Annotated in this window: 13 protein-coding genes; 6 read left to right on the top strand and 7 right to left on the bottom strand. The window is 71.3% G+C overall.

Annotation, left to right across the window (positions count from 1 at the left end; all coding sequences use genetic code 11):
• Window positions 1-230: 230 nt before the first annotated feature.
• Complete coding sequence (gene ileS / locus ACO0M4_RS38030; RefSeq protein WP_430375708.1) at window positions 231-3374, bottom strand: isoleucine--tRNA ligase; 3144 nt, start codon at window positions 3372-3374, stop codon at window positions 231-233.
• Between the two features lie 601 nt (window positions 3375-3975).
• On the opposite strand from ileS, the gene ACO0M4_RS38025 reads away from it, so the two are divergent.
• From ACO0M4_RS38025 to ACO0M4_RS38010, 4 genes are all read left to right on the top strand, one after another.
• On the top strand, window positions 3976-4770 hold the full coding sequence (locus tag ACO0M4_RS38025) for a TraR/DksA family transcriptional regulator (protein ID WP_430375707.1): 795 nt from the start codon (window positions 3976-3978) through the stop codon (window positions 4768-4770).
• A gap of 130 nt (window positions 4771-4900) precedes the next feature.
• The gene (gene lspA, locus ACO0M4_RS38020; RefSeq protein WP_430375706.1) at window positions 4901-5503 is read left to right on the top strand and encodes a signal peptidase II; all 603 of its coding nucleotides are present in this window, start codon (window positions 4901-4903) and stop codon (window positions 5501-5503) included.
• A gap of 87 nt (window positions 5504-5590) precedes the next feature.
• Window positions 5591-6532 (top strand): RluA family pseudouridine synthase, encoded by a 942-nt coding sequence (locus ACO0M4_RS38015; RefSeq protein WP_430375705.1) that lies wholly within the window; start codon window positions 5591-5593, stop codon window positions 6530-6532.
• A gap of 127 nt (window positions 6533-6659) precedes the next feature.
• A complete protein-coding gene (locus ACO0M4_RS38010; RefSeq protein ID WP_430375704.1) occupies window positions 6660-8252 on the top strand; it encodes a Na+/H+ antiporter in 1593 nt (530 codons plus the stop codon).
• Between the two features lie 40 nt (window positions 8253-8292).
• Here ACO0M4_RS38010 and ACO0M4_RS38005 read toward each other — a convergent pair whose 3' ends face one another.
• A complete protein-coding gene (locus ACO0M4_RS38005) occupies window positions 8293-9405 on the bottom strand; it encodes a mechanosensitive ion channel family protein (protein ID WP_430376052.1) in 1113 nt (370 codons plus the stop codon).
• 96 nt (window positions 9406-9501) lie between these two features.
• Here ACO0M4_RS38005 and ACO0M4_RS38000 point away from each other — a divergent pair, with 96 nt between their 5' ends.
• A complete protein-coding gene (locus tag ACO0M4_RS38000; protein ID WP_430375703.1) occupies window positions 9502-10125 on the top strand; it encodes a dienelactone hydrolase family protein in 624 nt (207 codons plus the stop codon).
• Between the two features lie 85 nt (window positions 10126-10210).
• Here ACO0M4_RS38000 and ACO0M4_RS37995 read toward each other — a convergent pair whose 3' ends face one another.
• From ACO0M4_RS37995 to ACO0M4_RS37975, 5 genes are all read right to left on the bottom strand, one after another.
• Complete coding sequence (locus tag ACO0M4_RS37995; RefSeq protein ID WP_430375702.1) at window positions 10211-11140, bottom strand: thioredoxin domain-containing protein; 930 nt, start codon at window positions 11138-11140, stop codon at window positions 10211-10213.
• A 50-nt stretch (window positions 11141-11190) separates the two neighbouring features.
• Window positions 11191-11853, bottom strand: a complete 663-nt coding sequence (locus ACO0M4_RS37990; protein ID WP_430375701.1) for a hypothetical protein — start codon at window positions 11851-11853, stop codon at window positions 11191-11193.
• Window positions 11854-12039: 186 nt separating this feature from the next.
• Complete coding sequence (locus ACO0M4_RS37985; RefSeq protein WP_430375700.1) at window positions 12040-12891, bottom strand: thioredoxin domain-containing protein; 852 nt, start codon at window positions 12889-12891, stop codon at window positions 12040-12042.
• Window positions 12892-12997: 106 nt separating this feature from the next.
• Window positions 12998-13654 carry a hypothetical protein gene (locus tag ACO0M4_RS37980; protein ID WP_430375699.1) on the bottom strand — a complete coding sequence of 219 codons (657 nt, stop codon included), beginning with the start codon at window positions 13652-13654 and terminating at the stop codon, window positions 12998-13000.
• Window positions 13655-13714: 60 nt separating this feature from the next.
• Window positions 13715-15034 (bottom strand): DUF2252 family protein, encoded by a 1320-nt coding sequence (locus tag ACO0M4_RS37975; RefSeq protein ID WP_430375698.1) that lies wholly within the window; start codon window positions 15032-15034, stop codon window positions 13715-13717.
• Window positions 15035-15297: 263 nt separating this feature from the next.
• Between ACO0M4_RS37975 and dnaE the strand changes: the two genes are divergently transcribed.
• Window positions 15298-18852, top strand: coding sequence for a DNA polymerase III subunit alpha (dnaE, locus tag ACO0M4_RS37970; RefSeq protein ID WP_430375697.1), 3555 nt, complete (start codon window positions 15298-15300; stop codon window positions 18850-18852).
• Window positions 18853-18880: the final 28 nt, after the last annotated feature.

Here is an 18880-nt window from a genome sequence, read left to right as displayed (position 1 = left end):
GGACGGCTGACGCCGGTACGGCGTACAGAGTCGGCAATCAGGGCCGGGCCCCGAGGGAATTCCCTCGGGGCCCGGCCCTGTTCGTGGTGTCGTCCGTGCCGTCGTCCCTGTGGGGGCGCGGTTGGTGGTGCGTGGGGGCGGACAAGAGCGCAGGCCCCGGCGCGGAGTGCGCCGGGGCCTGCGGTGCGGGCCGTGGGGCCCGGTCATGCTTGCCGTGCTTCCGTGCTCCGTTACGCCTTGCGGAGGTGGAAGGTCAGGGACAGTGCCTCGTCGGTGAAGGCCGGGCCGTAGGAACCGTCCGGCTCGCCGGCGGCGAAGTCGGTGGCCAGCACCTCGTCGGAGATCAGCGCGGCGTGGTCGGTCAGTGCCGTCCGCAGCTCGTCGTCGGTGGCCGTCCAGCGCAGCGCGATCCGGTCGGCGACGTCCAAGCCGCTGTTCTTGCGGGCCTCCTGGATCAGCCGGATCGCGTCGCGGGCCAGTCCGGCGCGGCGCAGCTCCGGAGTGATCTCCAGGTCGAGGGCGACCGTCGCGCCCGCGTCGGAGGCCACCGACCAGCCCTCGCGCGGGGTTTCGGTGATGATGACCTCTTCGGGGGAGAGGGCGACGGTCTCGCCGTCCACCTCGACGCTGGCCGTGCCGTTGCGCAGTGCGAGCGAGAGGGCGGCGGCGTCCGCGGCGGCGACGGCCTTGGCGACCGCCTGGACGCCCTTGCCGAACCGTTTGCCCAGGGCGCGGAAGTTGGCCTTGGCGGTGGTGTCGACCAGGGAGCCGCCCACCTCGGAGAGCGAGGCCAGCGAGCTGACGTTCAACTCCTCGGCGATCTGGGTGCGCAGGTCCTCGGAGAGGTCCGCGAAGCCGTGGGCGCCGACCAGCGCGCGGGACAGCGGCTGGCGGGTCTTCACTCCGGACTCGGCGCGGGTGGCGCGGCCCAGCTCGACCAGTCGGCGCACCAACTGCATCTGCGCGGAGAGCGCCGGGTCGATCAGTTCGCGGTCGGCGACCGGCCAGGTGGAGAGGTGGACGGAGTCCGGGGCGTCCGGGGCGACCGGGACGACCAGGTCCTGCCAGACCCGCTCGGTGATGAACGGGGTGAGCGGGGCCATCAGGCGCGTCACCGTCTCGATGACCTCGTGGAGGGTGCGCAGTGCGGCCGGGTCGCCCTGCCAGAAGCGGCGGCGGGAGCGGCGGACGTACCAGTTGGAGAGGTCGTCGACGAAAGCGGAGAGCAGCTTGCCGGCGCGCTGGGTGTCGAAGCCCTCCAGGGCGCCGGTGACCTCCTCGACCAGGGTGTTGACCTCGCCGAGCAGCCAGCGGTCCAGCAGCGGGCGGTCGGCGGGGGCCGGATCGGCCGCGGACGGCGCCCAGTTGGCGGTGCGGGCGTACAGCGCCTGGAAGGCGACGGTGTTCCAGTACGTCAGCAGCGTCTTGCGGACGACTTCCTGGATGGTGCTGTGACCGACCCGACGGGCCGACCACGGCGAGCCGCCGGCGGCCATGAACCAGCGGACCGCGTCGGCGCCGTGCTGGTCCATGAGCGGGATCGGCTGGAGGATATTGCCCAGGTGCTTGGACATCTTCCGGCCGTCCTCGGCGAGGATGTGGCCGAGGCAGACCACGTTCTCGTACGCGGACTTGTCGAAGACCAGGGTGCCGACGGCCATGAGGGTGTAGAACCAGCCGCGGGTCTGGTCGATGGCCTCGGAGATGAACTGCGCCGGGAAGCGCTTCTCGAAGAGCTCCTTGTTGCGGTACGGGTAGCCCCACTGCGCGAACGGCATCGAGCCCGAGTCGTACCAGGCGTCGATCACCTCGGGGACGCGGGTGGCGGTGAGTGCGCAGCCCTCGTGGGTGCAGCCGAAGGTGATCTCGTCGATGAACGGGCGGTGCGGGTCCAGGCCGGACTGGTCGGCGCCGGTCAGCTCGGACAGCTCGGTGAGCGAGCCGACGCAGGTGAGGTGGCCCTCCTCGCAGCGCCAGATGGGCAGCGGGGTGCCCCAGTAGCGGTTGCGGGACAGCGCCCAGTCGATGTTGTTGCTCAGCCAGTCGCCGAACCGGCCGTGCTTGACCGACTCCGGGAACCAGTTGGTGTTCTCGTTCTCCCGCAGCAGGGCGTCCTTGACCGCGGTGGTGCGGATGTACCAGGACGGCTGGGCGTAGTAGAGCAGCGCGGTGTGGCAGCGCCAGCAGTGCGGGTAGCTGTGCTCGTAGGCGAGGTGGCGGAAGAGCAGGCCGCGGGCGTCGAGGTCGGCGACCAGCGCCTCGTCGGCCTTCTTGAAGAACTGGCCGCCGACGAGCGGCAGGTGCTCCTCGAAGGTGCCGTCCGGGCGGACCGGATTGACCACCGGGAGGCCGTACGCGCGGCAGGTCTTGAGGTCGTCCTCACCGAACGCGGGGGCCTGGTGGACCAGGCCGGTGCCGTCGTCGGTGGTGACGTACTCGGCGTTGACGACGAAGTTGGCGCCGTCGAGGTCCACGAGCTGGAAGGGGCGCTCGTAGGCCCAGCGCTCCATCTCGCGGCCGGTGAAGGACTCGCCGGTGGCCGTCCAGCCTTCGCCCAGCGCCTTCTCCAGCAGTGGCTCGGCGACGATCAGCTGCTCGGTGCCGTCGGTGGCGACGACGTAGGTGACGTCGGGGTGGGCGGCGACGGCGGTGTTCGAGACCAGGGTCCAGGGGGTGGTCGTCCAGACCAGGAGGGCGGCCCGGCCGGCCAGCGGGCCGGAGGTCAGCGGGAGGCGGACGAAGACCGAGGGGTCGACGATCGTCTCGTAGCCCTGCGCCAGCTCGTGGTCCGACAGGCCGGTGCCGCAGCGCGGGCACCAGGGGGCGACGCGGTGGTCCTGGACCAGCAGGCCCTTGGTGAAGATCTCCTTCAGCGACCACCACACCGACTCGATGTAGTCGGGGTCCATGGTGCGGTACGGGGCGTCCAGGTCGGTCCAGTAGCCCATCCGCGTGGTCAGCTCGGCGAAGGCGTCGGTGTGCCGGGTCACCGACTCGCGGCACTTGGCGTTGAACTCGGCGATGCCGTACGCCTCGATGTCCTTCTTGCCGTTGAAGCCCAGCTCCTTCTCCACGGCCAGCTCGACCGGGAGGCCGTGGCAGTCCCAGCCGGCCTTGCGGTCGACGTGGTAGCCCTGCATCGTGCGGAACCGGGGGAAGACGTCCTTGAAGACGCGGGCCTCGATGTGGTGGGCGCCGGGCATGCCGTTGGCCGTCGGGGGACCCTCGTAGAAGACCCACTCGGGGCGGCCCTCGGACTGCTGGAGGGTGCGGGCGAAGACCTTCCGCTCCTGCCAGAAGTCGAGCACCGCGTGCTCAAGGGCGGGCAGGTCTACCTGGGCTGGTACCGGGCGGTACTGGGGTGTGGGACTCATCGGTTCCTCCGGCGGACACCTGGGTGCGTACTCCGACCGGAGGGACGAGAGCGCTGGCTCCCGCGGTACCACCCTCCTTGACGGCGCTGACCGCACCGTCCCCTCATTGGGATCGCGCTGCCGGTTCTAATCGCCCCGTGGACCCGCGGCCCGTGGGTGGAGCCCACTGTCTAGAGCTTTCTTCCGGCGGCTCCGGGCTGATCTTCACGTCATGCACGCCCCCGGGCTCGCACCGTCCCCGGGTCGCTGCAGGCTGCGTATGACGCTACTCGTCCCATCAATGCCTTTCGCTTCGCCCAGTGTAAAGGGCCGCGCCGACGGCGGCCGACCGGATTTCGGGCGCCGGCGCCGGGGCGAGGGGACCGGGCAACGGGGGCGCCGGCCGCCGCCCGGCGGGTGACCCGAATGGCGTGACCCCCAGACCTGGTCATTCCGGGCGGATTACCGCGCTCACAGCGGGGCACAACCGAGGCAGACCGGACGTACGGCCCCGGCGGCGGGGGTGGCCGGGCGGTGCGTCCCGTTGCCGCGTGCCGTGCAGCGATTTATCGTTCCCGTCACGATTCGCGAACAAGATCACATATGTGAAGGGGTCGCGGCCATGGTGGCGAAGAAGACCGCCGCGGAGAAGACCACGACGTCCACCGGGCCCGCTGACCAGGACGTCGCGCAGCACTCCACCCACGAGGAGACGGCCGGGCACCCGGCGGCTCCCAAGAAGGCCGCGCCGAAGCGGGCGGCCGCGAAGAAGACGGTTGCCAAGAAGGCGGCCCCCGCCAAGGCCGCGGCCAAGAAGGCGGCCCCGAGGAAGACGGCTGCCAAGAAGGCGGCGGCCAGTAGGACGACGACCGGGAAGGCGCCGGCGACGAAGGCGGTCGGGGCGGCCGCGTCGGAGGCGCAGAAGACGGGAGCACAGTCGGTGATGGCGAAGAAGACGGCGGCCGCGTCGGCCCCGCACGATGCGGACTCCGCGGTTCCCTCGGCCCGTACGGCCGCGATCCCCGGTGAACTCGCGGTACGGCCCGGCGAGGACCCCTGGACGCCGGAGGAGGTCACCGAGGCGCGGTCCGACCTGATGGCGGAGGTGGGCCGGCTGCGGGCCGAGATCGTGTCCGCCGAGGACGCCATCGCCGGGCTGATGCGGGACTCGGGGGACGGCGCGGGCGACGACGAGGCCGACACCGGCACCAAGAACATCACCCGCGAACACGAGCTGGCGCTGGCCTCCAACGCCCGCGAGATGCTGCACCAGACCGAGCGCGCCCTCGGCCGGCTGGACGCCGGTACGTACGGCCTCTGCGAGAACTGCGGCAGGCCGATCGGCAAGGCGCGGATGCAGGCGTTCCCGCGGGCGACGCTCTGTGTGGAGTGCAAGCAGAAGCAGGAGCGGCGCTGACCCGATCGGCGCCCGTGGCGGCACGTTGCGGGCCGGTACCGTCCAGCCCGCTGCCGTAGGTGGGTGCCGTACTCTCGTGGTCAGCCGGGCTGGGCCTGGCGGATGAATCGACGGGCTGAGGGACGCACACGTGGCAGAGGCGGAACGCATCACCGGTACGCCGGAATCCGAGCCGGGTTCCGGGTCGGAACCCGCGGCGGGATCCGAAGGGGGACGGCCGGCGGAGGGCGAGCGGCCCACCGCGCGTGGCAAGCGGCGGATCGCCGCGCTGCTACTGGTGGCCGCGGTCGTCTACCTGCTCGATCTGGGCAGCAAGCTCGCGGTGGTCGCCAAGCTGGAGCACCACGCGCCGGTCGAGGTGATCGGGACGCTGTTGCAGTTCAGCGTGATCCGTAACCGCGGGGCCGCCTTCGGGTTCGGTGAGGCGCTGACGGTCTTCCTGACCATCATCGCCGCGGTGGTGATCGTGGTGATCGCCCGGATCGCCCGCAAGCTCTACAGCCTGCCCTGGGCGATCGCGTTGGGCCTGCTGCTGGGTGGTGCGTTCGGCAACCTCACGGACCGGATCTTCCGCTCGCCGGGCGTCTTCCAGGGCGCGGTGGTGGACTTCATCGCCCCCGCCCACTTCGCGGTCTTCAACCTCGCCGACTCCGCGATCGTCTGCGGTGGCGTACTGATCGTGCTGCTCTCCTTCCGGGGGCTGGACCCGGACGGCACGGTCCACAAGGACTGACGGTCCGGACCCGGGTCTCGTAGCGGTCCCGGGGGTCGGCGCCCACCGCCGGGCGGGGCAGTACCGCGGGACTGCCATACTCGTGGGGTGAGCACGCTTCCCGAGATCCGCACCCTGCCCGTACCGGACGGCCTGGAAGGCGAGCGCGTGGACGCTGCGCTGGCCCGCATGTTCGGCTTCTCCCGGACGAAGGCGGCCGAGCTCGCCTCGGCCGGCAAGGTCCGGGTCGACGGCTCGGAGGTGATGAAGTCCGAGCGGGTGCGCGGGGGTGCCTGGCTTGAGGTCGAGATGCCGGCGGCCGCCGCGCCGGTGGAGATCGTCGCCGAGCCCGTCGAGGGCATGGAGATCGTGCACGACGACGAGGACGTCGTGGTGATCAGCAAGCCCGTGGGGGTCGCCGCGCACCCCAGCCCCGGCTGGAGCGGCACCACGGTCATCGGTGGCCTGGCCGCGGCCGGCTATCGGATCTCCACGTCCGGGGCCGCCGAGCGGCAGGGCATCGTGCACCGCCTCGACGTGGGCACCTCCGGGCTGATGGCGGTCGCCAAGTCGGAGCGGGCGTACACCTCGCTGAAGCGGCAGTTCAAGGAGCGGGTGCCGGACAAGCGCTACCACGCGCTGGTGCAGGGCCACCCGGACCCGATGAGCGGCACCATCGACGCCCCCATCGGGCGGCATCCCAACCACGACTACAAGTGGGCGGTCACCGCCGACGGCAAGCCGTCGGTCACCCACTACGACCTGATCGAGGCGTTCCGGGCCGCCAGCCTGCTGGACATCAAGCTGGAGACCGGGCGGACGCACCAGATCCGGGTGCACATGTCCGCGCACCGGCATCCCTGCGTCGGCGATCTGACCTACGGAGCGGACCCCACCCTCGCCAAGCGGCTGGGCATCGCCCGGCAGTGGCTGCACGCGGTGCGGCTGGGCTTCGAGCACCCCTCGGACGGGCGCTGGGTCGAGTTCGAGAGCACGTACCCGGCGGACCTCCAGCACGCGCTGGACACCGTCCGGGAAGAGAGCTACTGACGTCGTCGGCGCGAACGGCTGCGAACACCTGCGAACGACTCAGTCGGCAAAAGCGGGCATCTGATCACTTCGTGGCAGGCTTGGGGCGGAAAGTGATCGAAATCGACCGTCCCGGAGCGTAATCACCGTGGATCAGTTGGCCCTGCTGTTCGTCCTGCTCCTCGGAGCGGTGGTGATGGTTCCGCTCGGCGACCGGCTGGGCCTGCCCTCGCCGGTGCTGATGACGCTCGCCGGTGCGGTGTTGGCGCTGGTGCCGTTCGTGCCCAACGTCCAGGTACCGCCGGAGTACATCCTGCCGATCGTGCTGCCGCCGTTGCTCTACGCGGCGGTCCAGCGCACCTCCTGGCGGCAGTTCACCGCCAACCTCCGGCCGATCTTCCTGCTCGCCGTGCTGCTGGTGTTCGCCACCACGGCGGCGGTCGCGGCGGTCGCCCAGGCGGTGGTGCCCGGGATGCCGCTGGCTGCCGCGGTGGTACTGGGCGCACTGGTCGCCCCGCCCGACCCAGTCGCCGCCACCGCGGTGGCCGGCAAGCTCGGACTGCCCCGCCGCATGGTCTCCATCCTGGAGGGCGAGGGGTTGTTCAACGACGTCACCGCGATCGTGCTCTACCACGTCGCGCTGGCCGCGGTGCTCAGCGGCACCTTCTCGGTGCCCGGCGCGGTGGGCTCGCTGGTGCTCTCCGCCGTCGTCGCCATAGCGGTCGGCCTGGTGCTCGGCTGGGTCGCGAACCAGCTGATGGGGCGGCTGGGCGACCCGACGCTCCAGATCGGGCTGACGCTGCTGGTGCCGTTCGTGGCCTACGTCCTGGCCGAGGAGTTCAAGGGATCGGGCGTGCTCGCGGTGCTGACCTGCGGGCTGTTCCTGGCCGAGTACGCGGTCGACGCGGACGACGTGCTGGGCCGGCTGGCCGGCTACACCTTCTGGGAAGTGGTCGACACCCTCGTCACCGGCGTCGCCTTCGGGCTGATCGGCCTGGAGCTGCACAACATCATCGGCGCCGCGTCCGGCCGCTGGGGCGAGATGCTCGGCGCCGGCGCCGCCGTGGTCGGCGTGGTCGTCGCGGTGCGCCTGGTGTGGTTGCTGCCCGCCGCCTGGCTCGCCAAGCGGATGCACAAGCGCCGGGACGTCGACGAGGACATCCCGATGAGCTGGCGCGAGACCGTCATCATGTGGTGGTCGGGGATGCGCGGGGTGGCCTCGGTGGCGCTGGCGCTGGCCATCCCCTTCGGAGTGGACGGGGGGCCCTTCCCGGCCCGCGACGAGATCCTCTTCATCGCCTTCGCGGTGGTGCTCTCCACCCTGATCATCCAAGGGCTGACGCTGCCCTGGCTGGTGCGCAAGCTGCGGGTGCGGGCCGACACCGACGCCGCGGACGCGCTGGAGCGGGAGCTGGCGCTGCGGGTGATCAAGGCGTCCAAGCGGCGGCTCAAGGAGGTCCTGGAGGTCGAGGAGGTGTCCGACGAGGTCGCCGACCAACTGGCCCGCCGGGCGTACGACATCGGGGCCCGGATCGCGCCGGACATCGTCGACGACGAGCGGCGCGAGCTGTTCGAGAAGCGGATCTCCCGGCTGAAGAAGGTCCAGCGGATCCAGAACGAGATGCTCTCGGCCGCCCGGCACGAGGTGCTGGCGGCACGCAGCGAGCCGGGTGCCGACCCGGAGATCGTCGACCGGGTGCTGCGCCACCTGGACGTGCGCAGTCTGCGGGCCACTCCGTAGGAGCGGTGGCCCGGGGCGGGGCGTACGGGCCGACGGTCGGTCAGCGCTCCCCGGTGCCGCCTGCGGTGTCCGCCGGGCCGGGCGGGCCGGGCGGGTCCGCGCGCAGCGTCTCCTCGGTGACCGGGGCGGGCGCGGTGGCGATCCGCGGCAGCGCATAGGCGTGTTCGGTCCGCAGCCACTCGATCATCCGCTCGCGGACCTGGCAGCGCACCGTCCACACGGCGTCCGCGTCCCGGGCGGTGACCAGGGCGCGGACCACGATGGTGGACGGGGTGGTGTCGGTGACCACCAGGCTCCAGGACCGGCCGTCCCACTCCGGGGACTCCTGGAGCAGCTCGTGCAGGTGCTGCCGCATCTTCTCCATCGGGGCGGAGTGGTCCAGGTGGAAGAAGACCGCGCCGGTCATCTGGGCGCCGCCGCGCGACCAGTTCTCGAACGGCTTGCTGGTGAAGTACGACACCGGCATGGTGATCCGGCGCTCGTCCCAGGTCCGCACGCTCAGGAACGTCAGGGTGATCTCCTCGACCGTGCCCCACTGGCCGTCGACGACCACGGTGTCCCCGATGCGCACCATGTCGCCGAACGCGATCTGGAGCCCGGCGAAGAGGTTGCCCAGGGTGGACTGGGCGGCGATACCGGCGACGATGCCCACCAGGCCGGCCGAGGCCAGTACGGACGTGCCCACCGCCCGCATCTGCGGGAACGTCAGCAGCATCGAGGCCGCCGCGACCACGATCACCACCGCGGTGACCACCCGCTGGATCAGCGTCACCTGGGTCCGCACCCGTCGCACCCGCGCCGCGTCCCGGGCGCTCGCCGCGTAGCGCGTGTACGACGACTCCACGATCGCCGCCGCGGCCCGCACCAGCAGCCAGGCGGTGGCGGCTATCAGCACCAGCGTCAGGGTCTGGCCGATGCCCAGTGCGTGGTGCACCACGACCGGGATCCGGGTCTGGTCGTAGGACCCCAGCAACAGGGCCGCGGCGAGCATCAGTCGGAGCGGTATGCGGCAGCGCCGCAGCAGCCCCCACAGCGGGGTCTCCGGGTGCCGGGTGTCGATCCGCAGCAGGGTCCGGTCGATCAACCAGACCACGACGATCGTGACCACGATCGAGCCCCCGATGACGACGATCGGGCGCAGCACGGCCTCCAGGGACACGGGACTCCTCCTCGATGCGGTGTGCTCCTGCCGGACCCGACGACCGTAGCTGGCACGATGGGGGGAGAGCGATCCAACCCCAGGGAAGTGATGTCTGTGCCCGCCTCCGTCGAGCCCGCGACCAGCGGTTCCTCCACCATCGTGCTGTTCCATTCGGTGTGCGGGCTGCGGCCCGCGGTGCATGCCGACGCGGACCGGCTGCGGGCCGCGGGACACGAGGTGATCGTCCCGGACCTGTTCGGCGAGCGGACCGCGGACTCGGTCGCCGACGGCATCGTGATCAAGGAGGAGATCGGCAAGGAGGAACTGCTCCGGCGCGCCGTCGCGGCGGTCGCCCCGTACTCCGACCGCGGACTGGTCTACGCCGGGTTCTCCTTCGGCGGCGCGGTTGCGCAGAACCTCGCCCTCGGCGACGAGAAGGCCCGCGGGCTGCTGCTGATGCACGGCACCTCCGACATCGCCGACGGTGCCAGCGCCGATGACCTGCCGGTGCAGCTGCACGTCGCCGACCCCGACCCGTTCGAGCCGCACGACTGGCTGAACGCCTGGTACCTGCGGATGCGTCGGGCCGGCGCGGACGTCGAGGTGTTCCGCTACGCCGGCGCCGGCCACCTCTTCACCGACCCCGACCTGCCGGACTACGACGGGGAGGCGGCGGAGCGGGCCTGGAAGGTGGCGCTGGGGTTCCTGGCGGAGCTGCCCGCGCGGGACTGAACCGCGGCCGGGCGGGCCGGGGCGGGCGGATTCCGGGAGATCCGGCAACGCCCGCCCGGGCCCGTCAACGGGCGTGCGGCGGCGGTCAGTTGCCCTTGGTCGGGTCCTTCTCGCCCTTGGCGATGCCCTCGCCGCCGCCCTTGCCGGCGTCCCCGCCCTTGCCCGTGTCCCCGCCCTTCGCCGGGCCGAACTCCTTGTCGATCATCTTGCGGAAGTTGGCCCGCGCGAGCTGGTTGTACTGCTCTTGCGTCATCTGCTGCTGCGGGATCTCCGCCATCGCCAGCTTCTTGTCGCCGTGCATGAAGGTCGGGGTGCCGCGCACGCCCTTGCGGCCGAACAGCGCGGTCATCTCCATCGCCCAGCGGTCGTAGGTGCCGCCCTTGACCTGCTTCTCGAACGCCTTGTTGCCCTTCAGCTCCGGCACGTCGGCGGCCACCTTCAGCAGCTCGGCGTCCTTGGCGTAGAGGTCCTCGCGCTCGTCGGGGTGGTAGGTGGTCGAGTACAGCGCCGACTTGTACTTCAAGAACGCCTCGGGGCTGATGTTCAGCGCCGCGCCCAGTGCGCTCAGGGCGTTCTTGGAGCCCTCGCCGCCCTGCATGTCGTCGATGAACGAGTACATGGTGAAGCGGACCTTGAATCGGCCGTCGTGGATGTCCTTGAGCAGTTCCTCGCCGGTGCTCTGCTCGAACGCCGCGCACGCCGGGCAGCGGACGTCCTCGAAGACCTCCAGGGTGTCCTTGGCGCTCTTGTCGCCGATCAGGATCTCGGTGCCGTTCTTGCCCTGGGTGTGCGCCGGGGTGACCAACTTGGCCTCCTTGGCGGCCTCCCAGCCGGTCGGCTCGTTCGCCTTCAGCACGGCGAAGCCGATGCCGCCGGCGACCGCCAGGACACCGACGACCGAGACCGCCACGATGAGTTGACGGCGCAGCCGCTCCTTCTTCTTCTCCGTCTCGCGCTGGGCGCGGATCCGCTCACGGGCGGCCTGCTTGTTCTCCTGGGTGTTCCGGTTGCTCATGGGGGGTGTCCGATCCTTCGGTGCGGCGCTGGCTGAGGGCGGTGCGGGTGTCAGACGGCGGCCGGGAACGGAGGGCCGCGACGGCGTACGTAGTGCGTGCGGCGGGGGAGCGGCCTCGGCGGCGCCGGTGGGCGCTGCGGGTGGCGGTGGTGGTGGGAGGCGACGGCGGCGCGGACCACCGCGGCCGCGAACCGCAGTGGCCGGGCGGCTCCCGTGCCGGCCGCCCGCAGGAGGGCGCCGAGCGCGGCCTCGCCGCGGTGCAGCCAGCCGGCCGCGAGCAGGCCGACGGCGAGGTGCGCGGCGAGCAGCAGCCAGGCGGTGGCCGGCTGTGCCGCGGGCAGGCCGTGGCGGAGGGCGGTCGGTCCCGCCGGGCCGGTGCCGCCCGCGGCGCCCCGGCACAGCAGGTCGGCCCCGACCGCGTGCAGCGGGCCGGCGCCCGGGCCGTAGCAGGCGTACTGCCCGGTGGTGAAGACGGTGTCGGCGGCCAGTTCCAGGGGGACCAGCAGCGCGACGGTCCGTCCGTAGCCGTGTTCCCGGCCGGCGTGCCCGTAGGCCGCGGCGAAGATCCCGGCGCACACCGCGGCGAGCGTCGCGGGCGGCAGCGGGGTGTGGGAGAGCAGGACGTGGCAGGTGGCGGACAGGGCGACGCACACCGCGGTGAACAGCGCCGCCTTCCCCCGCGGCCCTGACGGCAGGGGAGGTAACCCCCGCACCCCTGGCCGCTCTCCGGGCGAGGCCCCGGGCCGGGCCGCCGGGCGGACTCCCCTCCCCTGCATGGCCGGGAGTCTGCCATGAGCACGACGGGAAACCGGGTCAAGATTTGGCATCGGCCGACGTGCGGGAGGCACGTCGGCCGATGCCGTTGCCGGGGGTGGGCCCCGGCGTCAGTCCCCGGGGGGTTACTTCTTGAGGTTCTTGTCCACCTGGGCGTTGAAGTCCGCGACCGTGGACGGCGCGACCGGGCCCTGCGCGGTCTGGGTGCCCAGGACCGTGCCGTTCATCTTCACGGTCGGGGTGCTGCGGACGTCCTTGTGCGAGTCGAAGTCCTTGGACATCGCCATCGCCCAGGCGTCGTACGTGCCGTTCTTGACGGCCTTCTGGAAGGCGGCGTTGCCCTTCAGCGCCGGGATGGTGTCGGCCACCTTGATTAGGTAGCTGTCGTCGGCGAACTTGTCCGGGCCGGTCTCGTCCGGGTGGAACTCCTTGGAGTACAGCGCGTACTTGTACTTCAGGAAGGCGTCCGGGGAGACGTTCAGCGCGGCGCCCAGCGCGCTCAGCGCGTTCTTGGAGCCGGTGCCCTGGAGGTTGCCGTCCAGGAAGGTGCCGATGTGGTACGTCGCCTTGTACTTGCCGTCGCTGATGTCCTTCTCGACCGTCGCGCCGACGGTCTCCTCGAAGACGGCGCAGCCGGGGCAGCGCGGGTCCTCGAAGAGTTCGAGGGAGTTCTTCGCGTCGGACTTGCCGACGACGACGGTGGTGCCGTTGGGGCCGCTGGTGTTGGCGGGCGGGACCGGCTTGGCCTTGGCGGCCTTCGCCCAGACGTCGGCGCCCGAGCCGCTGCCGGCGCTGCTGCCGCCGCCGGAGTTGGCGACCGCCAGGCCGATGCCGCCGGCCACCGCCAGCACCGCGACCACCGAGCCGGCGACGATCAACTGCCGCCGGGTGCGGTCCTTCTTGGCCTGCCGCTCGCGCTCGGCGCGCAGCCGATCGCGGGCCGCCTGCTTGTTGGCCTGACTGTTGCGGTTGCTCATGACTGTTCTGCTCCGTGGGTTCCGTGGTCCATGGGGACGGGCTGTGTGCTGCCTGGGGCGTGCGCGCCGGGCGGGCGCACGCCGGCCGCCGGGCCGGGAAGGGCCGTCAGGCGGCGAGCGCGCACGGAGGCCCGCGGCGCACCACGGAGTGCACGAGCAGGGGGACGGAGCGGGCGGCCGACCCGGTCCGTACGGGGGCGGGCACCGGGCGGCGCGGTGCGGCGGTGCCGCCCAGGACCGCGGCCGCGATCAGCAGCGGACGGAACGCGAAGCCGGCCACCGCGCCCAGCAGCCGCACCAGCGCGGCCTCGCCGCGGCGCAGCCAGCCGGCCGCGAGCAGGCCGACGGCGAGGTGCGCGGCGAGCAGCAGCAGCCAGACCGGGGCCGGGGCGCCGCCCTCGCGGGTCAGCTGGGCCAACGGGCTACCGACCGGACCGCCGCCGCAGAGCAGCATCGTGCCCAGCGAGTGCAGGGGCGCGGCCGGGCCCCCGTCCGGGCCGTAGCAGGTGTGCTGGCCGAGGCTGAAGGCCGCGTCGGCGGCGAGCTCCAGGGGGAGCAGCAGCCCGGCGATCCGCCAGTAGCCGCGCTCGCGGCCGGCCAGCGCGTAGGCGAGCGCGAACACCGCGGCGCCGGTCGCCACGACGGTGACCGGCGGCAGCGGCATACGGGAGAGCAGCACATGGGACGCCGAGGACAGCGTCACGCACAGCGCCGCGAAGAGCGCCGCGCGCAGTGCCCGCAGGTGTGCCGCCGAAATGTCCATCGCCAGCGAGTGTGCCATGGGATCCGCTAAATCGGCACTAAGAGAGCGAGGCGGACCGTCCTACCGGCCCGGGAACCGATCGTCCCGGAGGAGTTCCACGAAGATCCGGTGGTCGGCGCGGGCGCGCGACGCGGCACAGAGCGCGACGTCCGCCAGCAGCGGCCCGAAACCGTCCTCGTCGGCCGCGATCGCCGCGTCGACGGCCCGCTCGGGCCGGAACGGCACCAGCGGGTGCCGGCCCTTGCCGTCCCCCGCGGCGTGTGCCGCGGCGGTGACCCGGCCCAGCCCCGCGACGGCCGCGGCGATCTCGTCGGGGGCGTCGAGGGCGGACCAGTCCAGCCCGACCGCGTACGGCGACACCTCGCCGACCAGGAGGCCCACGCCGTTCAGCGCCGCCCAGCCCAGCCACGGATCGGCGTGCGCCTGGAGGGCGCGCCGGGCCAGCACCGCCCGGTGCCCCTCGTGCCGGACGTGCTCGGCGACCTCCGGGACCGGGCGGTGGCGGGCGAGCGCCGGGGCGGGCACCTGCCGCATGGTGAGCACCACATCGCTCTCCAGGACGTCGCTGCCGCCCTCCAGCAGCAGGTCGTACGAGGTCGGGTCGGCGGGGGCGGTGCCGCGTCGGCCCACCACGTCCTTGACCCGGTAGGCCTCCGGGCGGGCCGGGCCGGTCTCCGGCAGCGTCTCCAGATAGCCGTCGAACGCCGCCAGGACCGTGTAGCGGGCCGCCGCGTCCAGCTCGACGGTGCCGCTCCCGCCGGCGAAGCGCCGCTCGCCGTCGCACACCTCGGTCAGGGGCGCCAGCAGCCCGGCTCGGGTCCGGGCGCGGGCCGCGCGCAGCACGGCGAGCAGCGGACCGTCGGCGGTGTCCAGGGTGGCCGGCGGCGCCGCGTCCGCGCCGGAGGCCAGGGCGTGGACGTGCTCCCGGTAGGCCGCGGCGAAGGCCCGCACCAGTTCGGTGAGCCGGGCATCGCTCAGCCCTCGGGCGTGGCCGAGCAGCGCCACCGAGGTCGCGCACCGCTTCAGGTCCCAGGTGAACGGGCCGACGTACGCCTCACCGGAACCGGTGACGCCGAACACCAGCCGGCCCGTGGCGTCCAGGTACGTACCGAAGCTCCCGGCGTGCAGATCGCCGTGGATCCACACCCGGCCGGTGCGCTCGTCCAGATACGGGGCGCCGGGCGCGCCCGCGCCGGCCGCCGCCAGGTCGTGGTGGAACAGGGCCGCCGCACCCCGGAAGAACGCGGCGGGGGAGCCGGCCATCCGACGCAGGGCCGGGCCGGAGGTGGTGTCGAGGGCGGCGAGGAGCTGCCCCTCGCGCCGGGCGGTGTCCTTGCCGTGCCACGCGCTGTCGCGCGCCGGGGCGTGGAGAATCGGCATCGCTGGCTGCCTCCTGGGGTGCCGGAAAGCGGATCGGAGATCAGCCGGACAACGGGTGGGGAGGCCCGTGAGTGCCCGGACGCCCCGCCACTTCGTCGGGGCGCTGCGGACCCCTCGACGGGGCCTCGACTGTCAGTCCCGGGTCGTAGACTTCAAGACCGTCACACCCATCCCTCCCGACCGCTTTCGCCCATCCTTACGGGCATCTCCCGCCCGCCCCGCCCGACCGTCCTGACAACTGCCGCTCCCGGAGGTTCAGCGCCGTGGCCCCCTCGTCCAGGCCCCCGTTCACGCACCTGCACGTTCACACCCAGTACTCACTGCTGGACGGTGCGGCCCGGCTCTCCGACATGTTCAAGGCGTGCAAGGACATGGGGATGACGCACATCGCCATGTCCGACCACGGCAACCTCCACGGCGCCTACGACTTCTTCCACTCCGCGCAGAAGGCCGGGGTCACCCCGATCATCGGCATCGAGGCGTACGTCGCGCCGGAGTCGCGGCGCAACAAGCGCAAGATCCAGTGGGGTCAGCCGCACCAGAAGCGCGACGACGTCTCCGGTTCGGGTGGTTACACCCACAAGACGATCTGGGCGGCGAACAAGACGGGCCTGCACAACCTCTTCAAGCTCTCCTCGGACGCGTACGCCGAGGGCTGGCTGCAGAAGTGGCCGCGGATGGACAAGGAGACGATCTCCCAGTGGAGCGAGGGCCTCATCGCCTCCACCGGCTGCCCCTCCGGTGAGTTGCAGACACGGCTGCGCCTCGGCCAGTTCGACGAGGCGCTCAAGGCCGCCTCCGAGTACCAGGACATCTTCGGCAAGGACCGCTACTTCCTGGAGCTGATGGACCACGGCATCGAGATCGAGCGCCGGGTCCGCGACGGCCTCCTGGAGATCGGCAAGAAGCTCGGCATCCCGCCGCTGGTGACGAACGACTCGCACTACACGTACGCCCACGAGGCGACCGCGCACGACGCCCTGCTCTGCATCCAGACCGGCAAGAACCTCTCGGACCCGGACCGCTTCCGGTTCGACGGGACGGGCTACTACCTGAAGTCCACGGACGAGATGTACGCCATCGACTCCTCGGACGCCTGGCAGGAGGGCTGCCGCAACACCCTTCTGGTGGCCGAGCAGGTCGACACCACCGGCATGTTCGAGAAGCGCGACCTCATGCCGAAGTTCGACATCCCGGAAGAGGGCTACACCAACACCACGTGGTTCAAGGAGGAAGTGCGCCGCGGCATGCTCCGCCGCTTCCCCGGCGGCGTGCCCGAGGACCGGCAGAAGCAGGCCGAGTACGAGATGGACGTCATCATCCAGATGGGGTTCCCCGGCTACTTCCTCGTGGTCGCCGACTTCATCATGTGGGCGAAGAACAACGGCATCGCGGTCGGCCCCGGCCGTGGCTCCGCGGCCGGTTCGATCGTCGCGTACGCCATGGGCATCACCGACCTCGACCCGATCGAGCACGGGCTGATCTTCGAGCGGTTCCTCAACCCCGAGCGCGTCTCGATGCCCGACGTCGACATCGACTTCGACGAGCGTAGGCGCGTCGAAGTGATCAGGTACGTGACCGAGAAGTACGGCGCCGACAAGGTCGCCATGATCGGCACGTACGGAAAGATCAAGGCCAAGAACGCGATCAAGGACTCCGCCCGCGTGCTCGGCTACCCGTACGCGATGGGTGACCGCCTCACCAAGGCGATGCCCGCGGACGTCCTCGGTAAGGGCATCGACCTCGACGGCATCACCAACCCGTCGCACCCGCGCTACAACGAAGCCGGCGAGATCCGCGGGATGTACGAGAACGAGCCGGACGTGAAGAAGGTCATCGACACCGCCAAGGGCGTCGAGGGCCTGGTCCGGCAGATGGGCGTGCACGCCGCCGGCGTCATCATGTCCAGCGAGCCCATCGTCGACCACGCCCCGATCTGGGTGCGGCACACCGACGGCGTGACCATCACGCAGTGGGACTACCCGCAGTGCGAGAACCTCGGCCTGATCAAGATGGACTTCCTGGGCCTCAGGAACCTGACGATCATGGACGACGCCGTGAAGATGGTGGAGTCCAACAAGGGCGTCAAGTTGGAGCTCCTGTCGGTCCCGCTCGACGACCCCAAGACGTACGAACTGCTCTGCCGCGGTGACACGCTCGGTGTGTTCCAGTTCGACGGCGGACCGATGCGGTCGCTGCTGCGCCAGATGCAGCCCGACAACTTCGAGGACATTTCCGCCGTCTCGGCCCTGTACCGGCCGGGCCCGATGGGCATGAACTCGCATATCAACTACGCCGAGCGCAAGAACGGCCGGCAGGAGATCACGCCGATCCACCCGGAGCTCGAAGAGCCCCTGAAGGAGACGCTCGGCCTGACCCACGGCCTCATCGTGTACCAGGAGCAGGTGCAGAAGGCCGCTCAGATCATCGCCGGGTACTCGCTCGGCGAGGCCGACATCCTGCGCCGCGTGATGGGCAAGAAGAAGCCCGAGGAGCTGGCGAAGAACTTCACCATCTTCCAGGAGGGCGCCAAGAAGAAGGGCTTCAGCGACGCGGCGATCCAGGCCCTGTGGGACGTCCTGGTCCCGTTCGCCGGCTACGCCTTCAACAAGGCGCACTCCTCCGCGTACGGCCTGGTCACCTACTGGACCGCCTACCTCAAGGCCAACTACCCGGCCGAGTACATGTCCGCGCTGCTGACGTCGGTGCGCGACGACAAGGACAAGTCCGCGGTCTATCTGAACGAGTGCCGACGGATGGGCATCAAGGTGCTCCCGCCGAACGTCAACGAGTCCGAGGCCAACTTCGCCGCCCAGGGCGACGACGTCATCCTCTTCGGCCTCACCGCGGTGCGGAACGTCGGCCAGAACGTCGTCGATTCGATCATCCGCTGCCGCAAGGCCAAGGGGAAGTACTCCTCCTTCCCCGACTACCTCGACAAGGTCGACGCGGTGGTCTGCAACAAGCGCACCACCGAATCGCTGATCAAGGCCGGCGCCTTCGACGAGATGGGCCACACCCGCAAGGGCCTGACCGCGCACTACGAGCCGATGATCGACAACGTCGTCCAGGTCAAGCGCAAGGAGGCGGAGGGCCAGTTCGACCTCTTCGGCGGGATGGGCGACGACACCTCCGACGACGGCCCCGGCTTCGGGCTGGACGTGGAGTTCTCCGAGGACGAGTGGGACAAGACCTACCTGCTCGCCCAGGAGCGCGAGATGCTCGGCCTCTACGTCTCCGACCACCCGCTCTTCGGGCTGGAGCACGTGCTGAGCGACAAGGCGGACGCCGCCATCGCCCAGCTGACCGGCGGCGACTACGCGGACGGCTCGATCGTCACCATCGGCGGCATCATCTCCGGCCTCCAGCGCAAGATGACCAAGCAGGGCAACGCCTGGGCGATCGCCACCGTCGAGGACCTGGCCGGCTCCATCGACTGCATGTTCTTCCCGGCGACGTACCAGCTGGTGTCCACCCAACTCGTCGAGGACACCGTGGTGTTCGTCAAGGGCCGGCTCGACAAGCGGGAGGACGTGCCGCGGCTGGTCGCCATGGAGATGATGGTCCCCGACCTCTCGGAGGCCGGCGCCAACGCCCCGGTGACGATCACGATTCCGGCCGTGAAGGTCACCCCGCCGATGGTCGAGAAGCTCGGTGAGGTGCTCGGCAGCCACCGCGGCTCCACCGAGGTCCGCATCAGGCTCCAGGGCGTACGGAAGACCACGGTGCTCCGCCTGGACCGTCACCGGGTCACCGCCGACCCGTCGTTGTTCGGCGATCTGAAGGTGCTGCTCGGCCCGTCCTGCCTGGCCGGCTGACCGCCGGCCGGGGCGCCGTCGCCGCCCC

Origin of the sequence: Streptomyces sp. RGM 3693, assembly GCF_050471125.1 — a bacterium.
Classification (GTDB): Bacteria; Actinomycetota; Actinomycetes; order Streptomycetales; family Streptomycetaceae; genus Streptomyces.
Note: the sequence above shows the minus strand (reverse complement) of the source record. Positions and strands in the feature narration are given on the sequence as shown.